Genomic DNA, 17,249 nt, shown 5'->3' with positions numbered 1-17,249 from the left:
ACTCGAAAGCGAAACTCGACCGTTGTTTGAAAACCGAATCGCAAGTGGTCGGTGACGACGATTTCACTCCCACAGTGAGCCCACCGCACCTCCCTCCTATTCGTCCGCGCCGAGTCCGCTGAACAGCAGACTCTCACCGGTAACTCGTTTCATCGGACGAGATTTGCGGCGAGCTCCGGTTTGAAACAACCGCTGCGATTGAATCGTCTTCCGCGACCGCGTTTTGCTTCCGGTCGATCGCCCTGCGTTGAGTTTTCCGGCTGTCGGTTGTCCCCCCCGTCGCGCAATCCCGTCGCGCAATCCCGTCGCGCAATCCTTTCGATCACCCATCGCGTCGCCACCCATGCTGTGACCCCGGTCTGGCGAATTCACGACGCGCGCACGCCCGAATCGGTTGGGACGACGCTTTGTCGCATGCGGATCGCCGGTGCTGCGACACTCACCGGAGGGGTTCAGCCAAATCTTTTACATCTCCGTTACATTCAAATGCCCCGATCGAGACAGACAGGGATCCGTAAATCCTTAGACTTTCCCAGACCCGAGTGGCAACCGAATGCCGCTCAGCACAATGCAACGTCCTGATCGAGGAATCGTCGATATGGCGAACGTAGTAGAGACACCGCGGAAATCGCGCCGGAACCCATCCGAGAATTCAACCAAGCTCGAGTTACCCGAATTGGAGCAAGTCGCCGGGGAACAGGTCGCCGGATCACTCGAACCCAATGCAGCTGAACCTTGGAACGATCCCAACACGCTGGAGGTCAAGCAGTCCAAGCCTGAGGGGCATGTGGAGACGGCAAACGATCGCAAGCGTTTCGCCAACATCTCCTGGTGGGCCATCGGATGGTTGGGGCTGGCCCATGCCGTCGTGCTCGGCTTTGCCTGGTACACGTTCACCTGGACCGGACTGGCGGTCATGTTGGGACTGCACTGGTTGACCGGCAGCATCGGGATCTGTTTGGGTTATCACCGATTGTTGACGCACTCCGGCATGAAAACGAAGACCTGGTTCAAATACGTGTTGGCCGGGATCGGATCGCTCGCCGGCGAGGGCACGCCGCTGGATTGGGTGGCCGACCACCGAAAGCACCACAAACACAGCGACCAGGAAGGGGATCCCCATTCGCCGCATGACGGCAGTTGGTGGAGCCACATGTTTTGGCTCGCCTTTCACACCCACAACGGCGATCGCAAAGCGTACCTTCAGAAATGGGCTCCGGATCTCTACAAACTTCGTGGCATGCGAATCATGGACTATCTGTTCCTGCCGATTCACATCGCAAGCGGAGCGATCCTGTTCGGCGTCGGGTACTATTTCGGTGGTGCCTCCTTCGGCGCCTCGTTGCTGGTGTGGGGTCTGTTTGTCCGACTGGTGGGCGTGTTGCACGCGACTTGGATGGTCAACAGTGCGTCGCACATGTGGGGCTACAAGAACTACGAAACGACCGACGACAGTCGAAACAACTGGCTGGTTGCGATCATCGCCTACGGCGAGGGCTGGCACAACAATCACCACGCTCACCCGCGGATGGCCAAGCATGGTCACAAGTGGTGGGAATTTGACATTACCTGGCAAGCGATTCGTCTGTTCCGAACGCTCGGTCTGGTTTGGGACGTGGTCGACTATCGCAATGCCAAAGAGAAGAAAGCCAAAGAGAAGAACGCGGCTGCCTAATTCGCTCCGCTGTTACGACTGAACGACACGGTCACCTGACCGTCACCGACAATGGCCCGATGCATGCTTGATCCCAAGCGTGCATCGGGTCGTTTCATATCCGCTTCGAATTTCTGGCACCATGCAATACTTTCAGCACCAATTTGATCGCGTCGAAGACTACCTGCATCATCGTCCGCCCTACCTGTTGATCGACTCCATCGAATCGATCGACGACGGGTCGGTGGCGGCTCGGGCCCTCGTCAAACCCGACGCCTTTTTCATCACCGGTCACTTCCCGGGCGCGCCGATCTTGCCGGGGGCAATGATGCAGGAGATGGCCACGCAATCGGCGGGCATCTTGATCGCCGCCAAGTACAATCCGATGGAATCGTTCGACACGCACGATCCCTTCTTCAACGAGTACGCGCTCGGAGTGCTGGTGCGGGTCAAGCATGCGCGTTTCCGCGGTTTCGCTCGGCCCGGTGACTCCTTGCGAATCGTGGTGGACCTGGCGGAGATCGTCGGGAATGTGTTTGAGTTCGATGCGCGAATCACGTGTGGAGACAAAACGATCCTTCGCAACACGTTTCAATTGACCAACATTCCTTCGGCCAAGTTGCGGGGCGACGGCGGTGAGGTGGCGTAGTGGCCGGCTCGTCGGCGGAGCCGGTCAGCCCTGCACGGTGGCGGCGGCCCGGCCCGGCACGTCGCCCGCTACATCTGCGAATACGGTTTGGCCGTCAGGATGTGTTTGTCGATCTTGCTGACGGTGCCCTTGTACTTGGCGACGTCTTTCAGAACCTGCCAATCGGGGTGGGCGCGGAAGGCGTCCCAGGCTTTCAGTCGTGCCGCATCGTTGGGGTAGACCGTCAGGTAGGTCAGGCTTGGGGTTTGGGGACCGATGGCGGCTTGGCCGATGAAGATCGGGGCGATGCCGCAATCGAGAAAGATCGGTACTTCCCCATTGTTGAACATGTCGACTTTCAAATCGCCCAGTCGCTCATTGGCGCTTTCGTACAGCCGCAGTTCGTAGACGCGATCGTTGTTGTCCAAGGTGCCTGCGGGGACATTCAGCGTCGGCATGCAGTCCATCGCCACCAGTAGTTCGCTGGAGATTCTGGCAAACGGAGCGTCTTGGGGGCCGCGTTCCAGGTAGGTTTTGGCGTCGGCGAGGTATTGTTCGTCGTTTTGGAGCCGCGTCGACAAGCCGGCAAGTTGCTCGGCGCTGTGGGCGGGAATCACGACGATGATGCTGTCGCGGTCATTGGTGTCGTTTGCCGCCGGCGAAAAAACGCCCACGGGGCCGATGTCCAATCGCCCCAATGCCGGCAGCAAGGCGTGCTCCAAGTACCGGTCGACCGCTGCGGCGTCGCCGTTGTCGCCCAGCAGGTAGGTGCGGACTTCATAATACTGCTTCGTCATTGGCGTTTCCGATTCAGCGGCTGGGGCGGCGTTTGGACCGAACAGGGCAAGCGTCAGGAGGGATGCGGCGGTGATCAGGAGTTGTCGACGTGGGTTTTTTTTCATCGTTTGACTCTCGCGGTCGGCGTGCGATGACGTGACCGGCGTTTTCTGCGGGGTTGAGGTGGAATCGATGATGGCATCATAATCCCGTCACCACTCCGGCGGGGATTGTGCCCGCCGGGAATTCTGAACCACCCCAGCGACTGGCTGACCCGATGCTCGAATTCGATTTTTGCTCAACCGTCAGTTCGATTTTCAGCACCCCATTTTCGTTGGGGATGCTCACCGAGCCCCTGATGTTGTTGGCCGAGACCGCACCGCCGGAAGTGGTCGCGGGAGATTTGGCCGAACCGTCCGAAGAGAGTTTGTTCTCCGTCGGCGGTGTTCTGACGCTGGGGATGCTGATCGTGCTGCAAGCGGTGCTCGGCTTCGACAACCTGTTGTACATCTCGATCGAGAGCAAACGGGTCGAAGAATCGAAACAGTCGATGGTGCGGAAGTGGGGGATCGGTCTGGCGATCGTGTTCCGGATCATCTTGTTGTTTGTGGTCGTCAATTTGATCAAGTTACTTGAAGACCCGTTCATGAATCTGATTTCGCATCCGCTGGAAATGCATCTTTCCGGGCACAGTTTGATCGTGATCGGCGGCGGCGCATTCATCCTCTGGACGGCGATCAAAGAGATCTATCACTTGCTGGCGGTCTCGGATCTGGGGGAAGAAGGCGACAAGGGGGAAAAGGGGAATTCGGTCACCAAGGCAATCTCGTTGATCGTAACGATGAACCTGGTGTTCTCCTTCGATTCCATTTTGAGCGCGATGGCGCTGACGAAATCATTCGCCATCATGGCCACCGCGATCATCTTGAGCGGCATCTTGATGATTTGGTTGGCCGATCACGTGGCCGAGTTTCTCAAGAAGAATCGGATGTACGAGGTGCTGGGGCTGTTCATCCTGTTCATCGTCGGTGTGATGCTGGTCAGCGAAGGCGGTCACTTGGCCAAGATCCAGCTGTTCGGTTATCACGTCGAAGCGATGCAAAAATCGACCTTCTACTTCGTGCTGGCCGTGTTGATCATCGTCGACGTCGTCCAGGGGAATTATCAGAAAAAGCTCTTGGCACGGCAGGCAAAGCTGCGTTTGGCCGTCCAGAAGTCTGCCTGAATCGCAGCCGGTTGTGTTACGATTGAAGCACCGCACGCGTGATGCTGCTTTCTGTTCTCCATTTCCCCACAAGGTTGCCTAGATGTTTCGTTCTGATTTCGTCATCGGCTGTTGTTTGTTGATCGCCGCCTGTGGTTGCGGTGCCCCCGACGATCCCGACGCGGTGGCGACGGCCGAGCCAATCGCCGCGGCCGCCGATGCAGCCACGGCGGAGCCCGAGACCGACAAACCGAACGGCGAATCGGCCGACCCACCGGCGAGCGAATCGGCCGACAAAACCGTCCACCCCGAAAACCCCGACAACATCAACAGCGGCATGTTACGACACGCAGTCTTCTTTTCGTTCAAAGAGTCTTCGAGCGAAGCGGACATTCAGGGCGTGGTCGATGCGTTCGCCGAGCTGCCGTCCGAGATCGATTCGATCATCGATTTTCAGTACGGGGTCAACAACAGCCCCGAGGGTTTGGATGACGGATTGACGCATTGCTTTTTGCTGACGTTCGCCGACGACGCGGGGCGTCAAGCCTACCTGCCCCATCCGGCGCACAAGGCGTTCGGCGATGTGTTGCGGCCGCACATGAAGGACGTGTTTGTGTTGGACTATTGGGGCGATTCGAAACAGGAGCAACCGGAGAAAGCGCTGCAGCATGCGGTGTTCTTCAAGTTCAAGGATTCCGCGTCGCGTGAAGAAGTGAAGAACGTTGAACAAGCATTTGCCGAACTGCCGGAGAAGATCGACACGATTCGCGCGTTCGAATGGTCGACCAACAACAGCCCGGAAACGCACGACGACGGATTCACCCACTGTTTCTTGGTCACCTTCGACAGCGAAGAGGGGCGAGAAGCGTATCTGCCGCATCCCGATCACCAGGCGTTTGTGGAGGTGCTCAAGCCGGTGTTGGACAAAGTACGGGTGCTGGACTTTTGGGCGACCAAACCCTAATCGCCTTGACGGCTTACCCTTCGCCGAATGATTCGCTAGGTTTGCCCAAGACACTTCATTACACGATTCAAGAAGATCGGACATGCTGTACGCGGTGATCATGGCAGGCGGAAGTGGGACGCGGTTCTGGCCGGCGAGTCGGACGTTGCGGCCGAAACAGTTGCTGGCCCTTTCCGGGCAACGGACGATGATCCAGTCGACCAGCGATCGGCTGGCCGGGCTGGTACCGCCGCAGCGGCAGCTGATCGTGACCAACAAGATCTTGGTCGATCCGATCGCGGAACAATTGCCGACGCACCCGGCGGAAAACTTGATCGGCGAACCGGCCAAACGCGACACCGCTCCGTGCATCGGATTGGCCGCCGCGTTGATTGCTCACCAGGATCCCGACGCGATCATGGCGGTGATGCCGTCGGATCACGTGATCGGGACGGACGAGCAATTCTGCAGTGCGATCTCGGCGGCCGAACGGTTGGTGATCGATGATCCCGAGCGGATCGTCACCTTCGGAATCAAACCGACCTATCCGGCCGAATCCTTCGGCTACATTCAGCGGGGACCGGCGATCGAATCTGGCGGTCCCGACGCTGGCGCGTCCGGGGTCAAGGCGTATCAGGTCGACCAGTTTCGCGAAAAGCCGAACCAAGAAACGGCGACGCGGTATCTGCAGTCGGGTGACTTCTATTGGAACAGCGGCATCTTTTTGTGGCGGGCTTCAGTCATCCTTGAGGCGATCAAGGCCAACCAGCCGGCGATGTATTCGCACATCCAGACCATTGCCGACGCGATCGGTTCGCCCGATTACGACAAGGTCCTTGAAAAAGAATTCTGCGCGATCGAAGGGACGTCGATCGACTACGCGGTGATGGAATCGTATTCCAACGTCGCCGTCATCGAGGCTCCGTTTCAATGGGATGACGTCGGCAGTTGGCAATCGCTGGGACGGTTGCACGAAGCCGATGCCGACGGCAACACGGTCGTCGGCGAGCATCTGGGGATCGATACGACCGGTTCAATCATTTTTGGCGAACCCGGCCACACGATCGTTACGATCGGAGTCGAGGACTTGATCGTCGTGCAGACCAAGGACGCGACACTGGTGGCGCCCAAATCGGCCGAAGAGCGAGTGCGAGAGGCCGTCAAGCGATTGAACGAGTCCGGCCGCACCGATTGTCTTTAGCCGGTGACGGAAAAACTGCGTCAATTTTGTGAGAGGTGACGGATGAAATGTCCGTCTTGCGACAGGATTGCGAGCTAGGGTTCCGACAGCGGAATTCACTCGTTCCCTCAATTCATCGCCTCTCGTCATGATTCTTTCCAAGCGTCGTAACACGAATTCGTGTCGTCCCTCCCGCCGATTCAGGCGTCGTGGTGCCGCCACCGTCGAATTCGCCGTTTGCCTGCCGGCACTGATCGCGCTGACGATCGGAACCATCGATCTTTGTTCGATGTTGTTCTTGAAAGAGTCCATCAAGTTGGCGGCCTATGAAGGGGCGCGTCGCGGTGTCGCGCGGGGCCGCACCAACGCCGATGTGATCGCCAGGGTGCAGCAGTTCTTGGACGAGCGGAACATTCAATACGACGGAAATCCCTGTACGTTCAGTTCGCCGGATTTTGCCGACGCGGACACACTGGAAAACGTCACCACGACGGTCACCGTGCCCTGCGATGGAAACCTGTTGATCCCCTCGGTGATGTTCTCAGGGACCAGTCTTTCCGCGGATGTGACGTTACGCAAAGAGTACAAGAATCTGCCGAACAACTGACCGCTCCACCCGAATCAACGCTTGCTTGCCCCATCATTTCCGCTGCGGACCCCAGCCATGAAACCACGTTCCAGATGTAAGCCTCGATCGAAACGTCGACGCACCGGCAATCGTCGACGCGGAGCGGCTGCCGTGGAATTCGCCATTTGCGCCAATATCTTTTTCGTGCTGATCTTCACCTGCATGGAATTCGCTCGGATGAACATGATCCGAAACCTGGCACAAGATGCAGCCTACTTCGCCGCGCGCCGCGCGATGGTGCCCGGGGCGACGGTCGAAGAAGCGGAGGCTGCGGCGGACGAAGTGATGGGGATGATGACCAACGCGGGGTACGAGGTCAACGTCGAGCCACTCGATGCGGACGCGCCCGATGTGGTGGTCACCGTGACTGTCAATTTCGACGAAATCGCACTTTTTGCACCGATGTTTTTGCCCAATGCGACGATCGAATCGACCGCTCGGATCCGGACCGAACGCTACGACGGTTTCTACGAACAGTAACCCTTGTCTTCCTTTTCCACTCCTCTGACATTCCTTTTCGTCCCATTTCCGCGAGCTACACCATGAACGTCAAATCTCCTCGAAAAGGACGCGTGAACCACGCCCGATCGCAACACCGTCGCGGGACGGTCATGGCGATGACCGCGGTCGTGTTGCCCGTTCTTGCAATCCTGGCCGCGTTTGCAATCAACGCCGCGCACATGCAACTGACCCGTACGGAGCTGTCGATCGCGACCGACGCGGCGGCACGCTCTGCCGGTCGTGCGTTCAGCGAGGTGCAAACCGTCGACGCCGCGGTTGATGCCGCCGTTGCGACCGCCGCGCTGAACACGGTCGACGGCGAACCACTTCGGCTGCGTCCGGGCGACAACGACGGCGAAATCGAATTCGGCAAAACGGTGCAACATGGCGGCGACGGAAGCCGTTATCACTTCGTCAAGATCCCGACCCCGGCCGTTCGCAACGGAACGGTTGCCAGCGCCGTTCGTGTCCATGGAAAACGACTGGAAGACTCGTTGTCGGGCAACGTCCCTTTGATCATCCCCGGTTTGCTCAGCACCAACGATTTTGAAACGCAACACGACTCGGTCGCGATGCAGGTGGACCGCGATATCTCGTTGATCTTGGATCGATCGGGGTCGATGGACGACATCGATTTCGACTGGGATTACAACGAAAACCCGTTCTCGACCGATGCCAAGGATTGGGCGGCCGGCCAAGGTCAACTGAATCGATGGTGGTCCGGCGGGCGCTGGCGCTATTCCTATGCCAACGGCCATGACTCGGTGACCTACCAGCAATACATGTACGAGAACTACTTCAACAAGGGCGAGCCGCCGACCAACGCCTGGCAGGATCTTGAAGTCGCCGTCAACGCGTTCTTGGATGTGCTGGATGAGACCAGCCAAGAAGAACAGGTCTCACTGGCCAGCTATTCCAGCAGCGCGACCCTGGACACGTTGCTGGAAAAGGATCTTCAGATCGTTCGTGACAAAGTTGCTCAGCTCAATACCGGTGGCAACACCGCGATCGGCAAAGGGATGCAAGAAGGCATCGAGGGCTTGATTCACAGCCGGGCACGACCGTTCGCGGCAAAGACGATGGTCGTGATGACCGACGGCAATCAGAACCAAACTCCGTGGGCCGAAAACGTGGCCCAGTCGCTGGTCAACAATTATCTGTTGACGATCCACACCGTGACCTTTGGCGACGGCGCCAACCAGCAGGACATGCGTGAAGTCGCGGCGATCGGCGGCGGAAAGCATTATCACGCGGCGACCGGCGAGGATCTCGTGCGGATCTTTGAGGAGATCGCCAATAACTTGCCCACCATCTTGACCAAGTAGTCCACGTCCAAACCTGTCGGGGGAAGCATCCATGCCAGAGAAAAGTAACGCAACGCCGGGCGAACCGCCCGAGCTGAACCGCCGCGAAAGTGACCGGACCGGTCACGACAGCGGCGTTCAGGTCGGTGGCCGACGCAAGAGTGATCGCAATCACCCGTTGCCACGAAGCAACGTTGCGAAGTTCGCGATCCTGGGCTCGTTCTTGTTTTCGACCGGACTGATCGCATGGGCCTTCACCCTGCCCTTTCGCTCGGGAGCTCTGACGGGCAAGGAGAGGGGCCTTTCGTCGGCGCACGCCACGCTCACCAGCCAGGAGTATGAGGCACGATTGAGCGCCGAAGAATACGTCAATTACACCCGCGACATCGATCGCAGGTTCCTCGCTCGCGTCCAAGACAAGAATCGCCCCAAGACGTCGGGTCGGACGAAAGACGAGCTGCATCAACAGTGGCAACGGCGGGTCGAAAAACGCACCAAGCAACTCAATCAGATGGTCAGGGAGTCGGGCGATCCGGTGCCTCAGGAAGGCACGATTGAGTGGCAGAATTGGAAGGATTTGGAAAAGGTCATGGCGGACGCCCCGAGCGAGGAGTGATCCGCGGCTGCATGCCGCCTGGCCACTCGGGATGGTGGCTGTCAAAGGACTCCGTCGCCTGGTGTCTTTTCTTGCGGTTCGGCCCCAGTGCAATACCGCGAAGTGAAGCGGTGTTCCCATCGGTGGGGGCCCGCCGACTCGCGCCAAATGGTGATGTCAAACGACGATTCGCGGTTTGACGCGGCGTCCCCTTCGGCCAAACGCAAAGGGATGAGGCGCACATCGGACTTTCGGTGACTAAGATATCGCTGGGTCCCCCGGCACTATTCCACTCCTCTCCCCCCCCGTTTGCCCATCATGCGGTTTCACGTCTTGATCATCGCCGTCTCTCTTGCGTCGGTGGCTTTCCTGGCCGCCGGCGCTCCCGGTCAATTCGACGACGGGCCTTCGGAGGCCTCTGATCCGACCGAGGTCTCGGCCAAAACCGACGAGCTGGTCCGTCAGCTCGAATCGACCGCCGCCCGGGGCGGGCTCGACCGGGCCCAAGCGATCGGCTCACTGGCTCGAATCGGAGCCTGGCCCCAAGTCGACCGTTGGCTGGCGAAAATCGATGGTGTCGGCGATTCGACCGAGCTGGCCCAAGCAGCCGATGCGATCGGCAACGAGTTGCTGTTGCGGATCTCGCTTCGAAGCGATCTCAGTGACGCCAGCCGTTCAGCGATCAAAAAGATGACGGCTGCGGCGAAGGCGAACCAGCAGTCGCCGGAGCGTCTCCGCGCCGCGATCGATCAACTTGCCGGCGATGCGATTGATGCCAATCTTGGCGCCAATCGAACCTTGATGGCGGGGGGGAACGCCGCGATTGAAGCGATCGTCTCCGCGATCGCCGGGGGGGTGGGAGTTGGTCATCGCGCCAAGTTGCTCGGCGTGCTCAAAGCGCTCGGCGACGGTGGTGCTCAAGCACTCAATCAGCTCGCACTCTACGGAGCCCCGCGCGTTCGTGCCACGGCCTTGGACGCGCTGCGGGTTCTCGATCCTGCCGTGGCAACCGACACGTTGATCTCTTCGGCGTTGGCGAGTGATGCGACGGCGGAGGAAGCCCAAGTCGCGCGTCGTTCCTCGGTGTTTCCCCAGGGGTTTGAAAAGCACGACGCCATCGCGGTGTTGGCCGATCGTTTAAACACGCTGCGGGCGGTTGCGATGCGAACGCCGAACGACTTGTCACCGGCGATCCTTTGGTCGGTCAATGACGATCGCACGGGAGTGCAGCCCAACCGCAGCACGGAGATTTTTCGGCGATACCGCGAGGCCTATGACGCAGCGCAACGATTGCGGCGGCTGGGAAGTTTGCCCCCTGCGGTCGCCCGCAGCGTGTTGGCCGCTGATCTGGCTTATCGTGTCATGGTCGACGTGAATTGGGGGGATCCTGACCAAGTCGAGCAAGTCCGGCAGTTGTATCGCGATCAATTGGATCCATCATCGCTATTGGTCGCACTGGCAGAGCTACGCAGTCGGAACGACATCCCCGCCTCGGTCGGCATCGTGCGTCTGCTGTCGGATTCCATCGCTTCGGGCAACGCGGGTTCCGAGTTGCTGGTCAGTCGCGATGGTGGGTTTTCTGAGTTGGTCGAGGCGGTTCGGGATCCCCAGCCGCGGATTCGTTATGAGGCGGCGGACAGTCTTTGGCAGGTTGTTTCCACGTCGGAGAGGGGGTTCGCGTTTCCAGGGGCGAGTTACGTTCGCAAGACGTTGGCGGAGATGGCGTCACTCGATTCCCCCCCGCTGGTCATCTTGTTGGAAACGCGTCCGGTCGTCGCACTCCGTCAGGAATCGATCCTCAACCAGATGGGGTACGCGGTCGAGCGGGTGACGTCGGCGATCGCGGTCGAGCGGGCGATTGAGCGTGGCGGGGACCTGCGAATGGTTGTCAGCAAGATCAGGATTGCCGATGCGGCACCGGCCGAATTGGTCGATCGGGTCAGGCGTCAGCCCAAGGGCAAGCGGATTCCGATTGTGTTCTACAGTGACGCGGAAACGAGCGAAAAAAGTCTCCGGCGGACCGAGTTGGAGACCACCTCCAATCGCTGGATCAGCGACGACACGCCCGCCGTTCACCTGGTCCCGCTGCCGGGCAGTCCGGCGGCGCTGACCGATGTGTTGTTCGAAATCGAGTCGAAGCGTCGATTGCCACCGCTTTCGATCGGTGAGCGGACCCGTTTTCGCATGACCGGCGCAGCAGCCCTCCAAGGTGATTCGTAGCCTCGTTAAAACACACCCGGTATCGGGATCCGCCGCAAAACGCTAATTTCGCGGCAGTGCTGAGGTAGCACGATTGCTCGTTGGCATTGGGGCACTCCGATGCGCTGGCGGAACGGGCGGAATCTTCACGACTTCCTGGATCAGGCGAAACGCCTGCGGTGATCGAGGCTCGATTGAGAGTCCGGTTCCGCCGTGATCGCTTCATGGCAATGCTCGGCAACCCCGCAACTACACTTCAGAACGCTCCCTTGCCGGGAATCATCGGAAATGGCTCGGCGATGCGGGAGGTCTATCGCATCACCCGACGTGTCGCGGTCAGCAACGCTTCGGTGCTCGTGCTCGGTGAGACCGGGGTCGGCAAAGAATTGATCGCCGGTGCGGTTCACCAGTTGAGCCATCGCAGCGGCCGTCCCTTTGTACGAGTCAACTGCGGGGCACTAAGCGAAAGTCTGCTCGAAAGCGAATTGTTCGGTCACGTTCGCGGCGCCTTTACCGGTGCGGTCAGCAATCGGACCGGCCGCTTCGAAGCCGCCCAGGGCGGTACGATTTTCCTGGATGAAATCAACAGCACGTCTCTGACGCTGCAGGTCAAACTGCTTCGCGTGTTGCAGGAGAAAGAATTCGAACGCGTCGGCGACACCACCACGCTTCGAACCGACGTTCGAATCATCGCGGCCAGCAACCGGGATCTGATGGGCGAAGTTCGTGCGGGACGCTTCCGCGAAGACCTTTACTGGCGGTTGAACGTGGTGCCGATCGAGATCCCACCGCTGCGCGATCGCCGCGACGATATCCCCGCGTTGGTTTCGCATTTCCTGGACTACTACAACGAGCTGAACGATCGCTACGTGGCCCACATCGGCCCCGGCACGATGGAAGCATTGGGAGATTATCATTGGCCCGGAAACGTGCGCGAGTTGCAGAACTATGTCGAGCGCGCGGTGGTGATGGCTGAAACCGACGAGTTGCTCGTGGAGCTGTTGCCCGACTGCGTGACGAGTGGTCAGCCGATCCCGGCGGCGGATCTGGAGGCGGCCGGGCCGGTTGACTTCGAAACGATGACAAAGACCGTCGTGCAACTCGGATTGGACCAAGCCGGACGTGACTCGACGGATGTCCATCGTGGTGTCGTCGATGTGGTGGAGAAGGAGTTGATCGCGCAAGTCCTTCAGGCCTGCGGCGGTGTGCAAACCAAAGCGGCGACTCGGCTGGGAATGAATCGCAACACGCTCCACAAGAAGATCAAAGAATATGGTCTTGACGGTTAACCGCCGCGCGAGCGGTTCACGTGCGGCGTTGGCTTGAACATGGTCTAGGATTCTTTGACGCGGTTCTCCCGTGTCGTCCTCCATGTCGCTTCACCCGGTTCGGCGAGAGTTCGTCTCGGGGGGAAAGCTAGAATCAAACATTTCCCAAAAATCCTGGCAGTTCGATGCGGACTTGTGATGCACTGCCGCGTTACTTCAGTGTCCAAGCCACTGTTGTTGATCGGAACGCTTGAGGCATGGGGGCAATCGATTTGGTGTCCAGCTGCACGCAGGAAGGTGAACAATGAAAGACTGCGACTACACGCTTGAGTTATCTGATGGCACGGTCGTTCGTGTCGGCGCGATGACGGATTCTCGCCACCCCGATATCAAGGCATTTTACTTTCCCGCTGGCGCATTGACGCCATTCAGCCACAAGAATTTGCCCACCGCCCGACCCAGCCAAGAGCACACGCAGTCGGCATTCTCCAACTCGCTGTAGCAGTCACAACGCACTAGCGATCGGCTTGTGCCAGATGCTCGCTGACCACCGCGATCGCGGCGCTTTGCATCGGCGTGCTCATGCTGGCCAGTGCCGATCCGTCGGCGGCAACTTGTGCCGGTGTCAGCGGCAGATGGAGGAACAGACTCTGCGTTCGACGCCCCATCATCTCGGCATAGTGTTGGCTCAGAAACAGCGCGGCGTTGCAGAGGTAGGTGCCCGCATGGTGGGAGATCTGGGCCGGAATTCCCGCCGCGGTCAAGCGTTCCAGGCAACCGTCCAGATCGAGCGTCGAACGATAGGCCGCCGGCGCATCGACAAGCAAGGGTTCGCCGTTGGTTCGCAGATTCAGTCCGACCGATTCCAGTTTGATCACGGGTGATCCGGGCGACTGACCGAGGTGAATCGCGAAGTCGTAGTTGCGGGCCAAGTCGGCTTCGAGCATCTCGCGCAGTTTCGGCAAATCGACCGGGTAGCGACGTGTCGTGATCTCCAACGCGCCTTCGTACCAACTCGTCAGGTCGACCAGCGCCAACCAGCTGGAGTTTTGCTTCCAACGGTCATAGGGCTCAAATGCGGTGATAAGAATGCGAGTCACGGTAACCTGCGCCGGGTGCGTGTGGCGGAGACGGGATGGAGGGTGCAGCAGTGCATCATAGATCAGGGCAACGGTTGAGAGGAAGTTTTAGCCGAATTACTGACCGGTTCCGCTTTGTGAGCTTGGCTGATGTGGACGATCGCTGCGATCGCAGTGATTTGGATGACGGCGATCATCAGCGGCGGTGTCGTCCGAATCCGTTCAAAAAACTTCCTCAACCAGTGCGGTTCTCGGTGCCGTTGGATGTCCAGCCAGCACTGGATCGATCGCGATTGAAACTCCGTCGAAACGTGCCACAGCGACGCGTCTTCCCAACCGTTCTTGGTCCGCCGCATTCCGCGTGGGATCACGGCGTCGGAGTCGATCCTCGGGACGAAGGCGCCGGATTCATTTTCAAACAGCGCGGGAGGCGAGCAGCCGGCCAGGCCGAGCAAGCTGACCCCGATGAAACTGAGCAGCAGGAAACGCGCACCGGCGGCACGGGGCGGCGAGATGAGTCGATCGATGGAAGAGACGTTCATGCCGATGCGACAGACGCAACCGGCGTGCCACGGCATCTCGGGCCGTGTTTCTCTCGTGAATCAAGACGTTGACGGCCGTCGTGTTGATCATTCGCCACGTCACGTCGCGCCGCGACGTTGCCATTTCGCAACACACGGTGCGGCGGATCAATATCCCAGGCCTAGGCGGAACATCCAGGTGTCGCCGACGCTGAGGTTGTCGGCAGGGTTGCGACGATAGACGAGTTTCCGGTCGCCGACGTAACCGAATTCGAAGAACCACGTCCGCAGCCCGGCGCGCATCCGCTGGCTTTCGCCCCATTCAAAACCGGTCGTCAAGCGAATGTCGTTGATGTCCACCTGATCTTCGCCTTTGCCATCTCGTTCGATGGTCCACGACCCGCCACCGTATTCACCGGCGACGTACCACCACACGTCGTTGGTACCCACCGTGGACAGATAACGTGAGTAACGCGGCTGGGGGAAAAACAGATCGACTTTCGTGAACGGGTTGGGACGCCAGAACAGACCTACGGCCGGCAGCAGTTTGATGTCGACACGATCGTAATAATAAACGCCCACTTTCAACGTTGATGCCGGAGTGATGCGAAACGTGCCGAGCCCCTTACCACGGACTCGTAAGGCGTCGATGTCGAGGGATTGAAACTCGCTAAACATCCCCACGCTGAGGCCCAAGTCGACGCCCAGGATTCGATTGGGATCGGATTGCCAGGCGAAGTCCAAAAAGGCGCTGTAGGCGCTGCCCGGCAAATCAGCGCCGGTGATCGATTGCGGGCCGTCCCACAGGTGTATCGAAAACGATGGCGCGATGAACAATGGTTGAGTCGAATACAGGAAACTCGGTATCGCAAACGCCAACGCCAAATCGGTGTCATTGATCCCCAGGTCGTCGCTACCGTTGCCGTCCTGAAGGTAGGTGTGGCGAAACCGCATCCGTTGGATCAAACGATAGGGATTCAGCTGCGGTGAAAATGAAGGCGTGTTGCCGAATAGTCCGCCGGGGAACAGCGTCGAAGGCGAGCCGCTGGGGTAGGCGGTCGACGGATATCCGTAAGACGGCGGAGCGGCATAGTTGCTGGACGGATTCAAAGGCAGGCCCGCCGACCCGTTGCCGCCGAACAGGTTTCCCGCATCGATCATCGGTGGCGGTTGATTGGCCAGTCCACCGTAGATCGGCGTTCCGTAAGTGGCTTGCGGCGAAGCGGGCGCGAAGAATCCACCTTGGGGGGCCACGGTGGTCGGGGCGCCGAATAAACCGCCGCCCAGTCCCGACGGCGAGCCCAAAATCGGCGCGGATGTGGACGGTTGGACAAACCCCGACGCCGGCGCTCCGGCATAGGGATCAAACTGGGAAACGCCTGCCGCGCTGTTGTAGGGCGACCCGTAGCCCTGCCCCGAGTAGCCCTGCCCCGAGTAGCCCTGTCCCGAGTAGCCCTGTCCCGAAGCTGCCGGCGGGGACGCGACGGGGCCGGTCGGGGCGGTGATCGGGGCGAGACGTGTTTGTGGAACATCCAGCGAATTGCCAGGCGATTGTGCAGACGCTCCCGCGACTGCGATCCAGCCCAGCCATGCAAGCGCGCCCGCCAGGCGGAACAGGGACGTTGCTCCATCGGGCCTTCCCGCAAGCCGGAAGGGCCGCGTCGATGCCGGACTGGGACTGGGCGAGCTGAGTGTCACACGAATGCCGCAAAGCGTTGGGGGCTGTCAAAATCTTCTGCTTGAACTCGGGAATAGCTTCCATCGGTGATCACGGTCAAGACCGAGACCGGCTTCGGAGCGATGAAACTTGAGTGAATCTGAAAAGATTTCACCGAGAATCCGGAGTTTTTGGACCTCCCTAAACCCGTGCCGGTCAGTCACCATACGCGGCAACGAAACCGACACGCGTGCGAATTGATCAGACGCTTCGTGCGAATTCCGCGTCTGCGGACGGACAACACGCAACAAGATTTTCTGGGACCTTTTCCGAACGGTGTCGACCAAAGAAATCAGCCAACACGTGCGTCAACCAAGAAACTGATTAGGCCGACAATGGAAGAATTTGATTTAGCCCAATTAGCGCAATACCTCCATATCACGCCTGCAAAAGTGGAGAAGATGGTGCTCCGCGGTCGTCTGCCGGGGCGCAAGGTGGGCGGGCAATGGCGATTCAACGAGGCCGAGATCCATCACTGGCTGGAGGATCAAATCGGTGCCAGCGACGACAGCGTTGAACTGGAACGCGTCCAACGCGTGGTGGACCGCATGACCGATGAGACGCAGGACCGAGAGTTGCATGAATTATGCACCGTCGACACCATCGAGATTCCGTTGCGGGCTCGGACGCGCGGATCGGTGATTCGCTCGATGTGTGACCTGGTCGCCGCTTCGGGAATGATGTGGGACGCGCCGGCGATGGCGGAGGCCGTCAAGAGCCGTGAACAAATGCATCCCACCGCGTTGGACTGTGGCGTGGCGCTGATGCACCCCCGTCGCCCCCAAACCTCGATTTTGGCCGACACCGTCGTCGGCTTGGCCGTCAGCCAGGCGCCGATCCCCTTCTCCGACACCGGACACATGACCGATGTCTTTTTTCTGATCTGCTCTTACGACGATTCGGCACACCTTCGTACCCTGGCCAAGATCAGCCGACTGATCGCGATGGAATCATTTCTGAACCGGTTGCGGGCTTGTGAAAACCCGGGCGAAGCATGGCATTGCCTGCAAGAGGCAGACGTTTTGTTGTCGGCATAATGGAAGCGAACAGG

General features: G+C 59.4%; 17 protein-coding genes. 13 read left to right on the top strand and 4 right to left on the bottom strand.

Annotated elements, in window-relative coordinates:
- Positions 1-598: 598 nt before the first annotated feature.
- Both NZK35_RS20545 and NZK35_RS20540 read left to right on the top strand, forming a co-directional pair.
- Entirely contained in the window at positions 599-1,675 is a 1,077-nt protein-coding gene (locus NZK35_RS20545) for an acyl-CoA desaturase (RefSeq protein ID WP_259634399.1), read from the top strand.
- Positions 1,676-1,796: 121 nt separating this feature from the next.
- Complete coding sequence (locus tag NZK35_RS20540) at positions 1,797-2,303, top strand: 3-hydroxyacyl-ACP dehydratase FabZ family protein (protein WP_259634398.1); 507 nt, start codon at positions 1,797-1,799, stop codon at positions 2,301-2,303.
- Between the two features lie 68 nt (positions 2,304-2,371).
- On the opposite strand, the gene NZK35_RS20535 is transcribed toward NZK35_RS20540, so the two are convergent.
- A complete protein-coding gene (locus NZK35_RS20535) occupies positions 2,372-3,184 on the bottom strand; it encodes an NIPSNAP family protein (RefSeq protein ID WP_259634397.1) in 813 nt (270 codons plus the stop codon).
- Positions 3,185-3,336: 152 nt separating this feature from the next.
- Here NZK35_RS20535 and NZK35_RS20530 point away from each other — a divergent pair, with 152 nt between their 5' ends.
- The 10 genes from NZK35_RS20530 to NZK35_RS20485 all read left to right on the top strand — a co-directional run bounded on the left by NZK35_RS20530 (position 3,337) and on the right by NZK35_RS20485 (position 13,383).
- Positions 3,337-4,284: a TerC family protein gene (locus NZK35_RS20530; protein WP_259634396.1), complete on the top strand. Its 948-nt coding sequence runs from the start codon at positions 3,337-3,339 to the stop codon at positions 4,282-4,284.
- Between the two features lie 82 nt (positions 4,285-4,366).
- Positions 4,367-5,227, top strand: a complete 861-nt coding sequence (locus tag NZK35_RS20525) for a Dabb family protein (RefSeq protein WP_259634395.1) — start codon at positions 4,367-4,369, stop codon at positions 5,225-5,227.
- An 82-nt stretch (positions 5,228-5,309) separates the two neighbouring features.
- Positions 5,310-6,407 (top strand): mannose-1-phosphate guanylyltransferase, encoded by a 1,098-nt coding sequence (locus NZK35_RS20520; RefSeq protein WP_259634394.1) that lies wholly within the window; start codon positions 5,310-5,312, stop codon positions 6,405-6,407.
- Between the two features lie 127 nt (positions 6,408-6,534).
- Positions 6,535-6,993: a TadE/TadG family type IV pilus assembly protein gene (locus tag NZK35_RS20515; protein ID WP_259634393.1), complete on the top strand. Its 459-nt coding sequence runs from the start codon at positions 6,535-6,537 to the stop codon at positions 6,991-6,993.
- Between the two features lie 132 nt (positions 6,994-7,125).
- The gene (locus NZK35_RS20510) at positions 7,126-7,494 is read left to right on the top strand and encodes a TadE/TadG family type IV pilus assembly protein (protein ID WP_259634392.1); all 369 of its coding nucleotides are present in this window, start codon (positions 7,126-7,128) and stop codon (positions 7,492-7,494) included.
- A 62-nt stretch (positions 7,495-7,556) separates the two neighbouring features.
- Positions 7,557-8,840 carry a vWA domain-containing protein gene (locus tag NZK35_RS20505; protein WP_259634391.1) on the top strand — a complete coding sequence of 428 codons (1,284 nt, stop codon included), beginning with the start codon at positions 7,557-7,559 and terminating at the stop codon, positions 8,838-8,840.
- 31 nt (positions 8,841-8,871) lie between these two features.
- A complete protein-coding gene (locus tag NZK35_RS20500) occupies positions 8,872-9,435 on the top strand; it encodes a hypothetical protein (RefSeq protein ID WP_259634390.1) in 564 nt (187 codons plus the stop codon).
- 297 nt (positions 9,436-9,732) lie between these two features.
- Positions 9,733-11,634, top strand: coding sequence for a hypothetical protein (locus NZK35_RS20495; RefSeq protein ID WP_259634389.1), 1,902 nt, complete (start codon positions 9,733-9,735; stop codon positions 11,632-11,634).
- A 278-nt stretch (positions 11,635-11,912) separates the two neighbouring features.
- On the top strand, positions 11,913-12,902 hold the full coding sequence (locus tag NZK35_RS20490) for a sigma-54 interaction domain-containing protein (protein ID WP_407699811.1): 990 nt from the start codon (positions 11,913-11,915) through the stop codon (positions 12,900-12,902).
- 283 nt (positions 12,903-13,185) lie between these two features.
- Positions 13,186-13,383: a hypothetical protein gene (locus tag NZK35_RS20485; protein WP_259634388.1), complete on the top strand. Its 198-nt coding sequence runs from the start codon at positions 13,186-13,188 to the stop codon at positions 13,381-13,383.
- Positions 13,384-13,396: 13 nt separating this feature from the next.
- Here the strand turns inward: NZK35_RS20485 and NZK35_RS20480 are convergent, their stop codons facing one another.
- The 3 genes from NZK35_RS20480 to NZK35_RS20470 all read right to left on the bottom strand — a co-directional run bounded on the left by NZK35_RS20480 (position 13,397) and on the right by NZK35_RS20470 (position 16,179).
- Entirely contained in the window at positions 13,397-13,981 is a 585-nt protein-coding gene (locus tag NZK35_RS20480; protein WP_259634387.1) for a pyroglutamyl-peptidase I, read from the bottom strand.
- A gap of 62 nt (positions 13,982-14,043) precedes the next feature.
- A complete protein-coding gene (locus NZK35_RS20475) occupies positions 14,044-14,538 on the bottom strand; it encodes a hypothetical protein (RefSeq protein WP_259634386.1) in 495 nt (164 codons plus the stop codon).
- Positions 14,539-14,649: 111 nt separating this feature from the next.
- Positions 14,650-16,179, bottom strand: coding sequence for a hypothetical protein (locus NZK35_RS20470; RefSeq protein WP_259634385.1), 1,530 nt, complete (start codon positions 16,177-16,179; stop codon positions 14,650-14,652).
- A gap of 354 nt (positions 16,180-16,533) precedes the next feature.
- On the opposite strand from NZK35_RS20470, the gene NZK35_RS20465 reads away from it, so the two are divergent.
- Positions 16,534-17,235, top strand: a complete 702-nt coding sequence (locus tag NZK35_RS20465) for a PTS sugar transporter subunit IIA (protein WP_259634384.1) — start codon at positions 16,534-16,536, stop codon at positions 17,233-17,235.
- Positions 17,236-17,249: the final 14 nt, after the last annotated feature.

It is taken from the genome of Stieleria sedimenti, from assembly GCF_025060895.1.
Taxonomy (GTDB): domain Bacteria; phylum Planctomycetota; class Planctomycetia; order Pirellulales; family Pirellulaceae; genus Stieleria; species Stieleria sedimenti.
This window is presented reverse-complemented; position numbering and strand designations above follow the sequence as displayed.

Bases quoted from the DNA above. Each gene is read 5' to 3' on its own strand.
- NZK35_RS20545 (WP_259634399.1), top strand. From the start codon at position 599: ATGGCGAACGTAGTAGAGACACCGCGGAAATCGCGCCGGAACCCATCC.
- NZK35_RS20540 (WP_259634398.1), top strand. From the start codon at position 1,797: ATGCAATACTTTCAGCACCAATTTGATCGCGTCGAAGACTACCTGCAT.
- NZK35_RS20535 (WP_259634397.1), bottom strand. From the start codon at position 3,184: ATGAAAAAAAACCCACGTCGACAACTCCTGATCACCGCCGCATCCCTC.
- NZK35_RS20530 (WP_259634396.1), top strand. From the start codon at position 3,337: ATGCTCGAATTCGATTTTTGCTCAACCGTCAGTTCGATTTTCAGCACC.
- NZK35_RS20525 (WP_259634395.1), top strand. From the start codon at position 4,367: ATGTTTCGTTCTGATTTCGTCATCGGCTGTTGTTTGTTGATCGCCGCC.
- NZK35_RS20520 (WP_259634394.1), top strand. From the start codon at position 5,310: ATGCTGTACGCGGTGATCATGGCAGGCGGAAGTGGGACGCGGTTCTGG.
- NZK35_RS20515 (WP_259634393.1), top strand. From the start codon at position 6,535: ATGATTCTTTCCAAGCGTCGTAACACGAATTCGTGTCGTCCCTCCCGC.
- NZK35_RS20505 (WP_259634391.1), top strand. From the start codon at position 7,557: ATGAACGTCAAATCTCCTCGAAAAGGACGCGTGAACCACGCCCGATCG.
- NZK35_RS20500 (WP_259634390.1), top strand. From the start codon at position 8,872: ATGCCAGAGAAAAGTAACGCAACGCCGGGCGAACCGCCCGAGCTGAAC.
- NZK35_RS20495 (WP_259634389.1), top strand. From the start codon at position 9,733: ATGCGGTTTCACGTCTTGATCATCGCCGTCTCTCTTGCGTCGGTGGCT.
- NZK35_RS20490 (WP_407699811.1), top strand. From the start codon at position 11,913: ATGCGGGAGGTCTATCGCATCACCCGACGTGTCGCGGTCAGCAACGCT.
- NZK35_RS20485 (WP_259634388.1), top strand. From the start codon at position 13,186: ATGAAAGACTGCGACTACACGCTTGAGTTATCTGATGGCACGGTCGTT.
- NZK35_RS20475 (WP_259634386.1), bottom strand. From the start codon at position 14,538: ATGCCGTGGCACGCCGGTTGCGTCTGTCGCATCGGCATGAACGTCTCT.
- NZK35_RS20465 (WP_259634384.1), top strand. From the start codon at position 16,534: ATGGAAGAATTTGATTTAGCCCAATTAGCGCAATACCTCCATATCACG.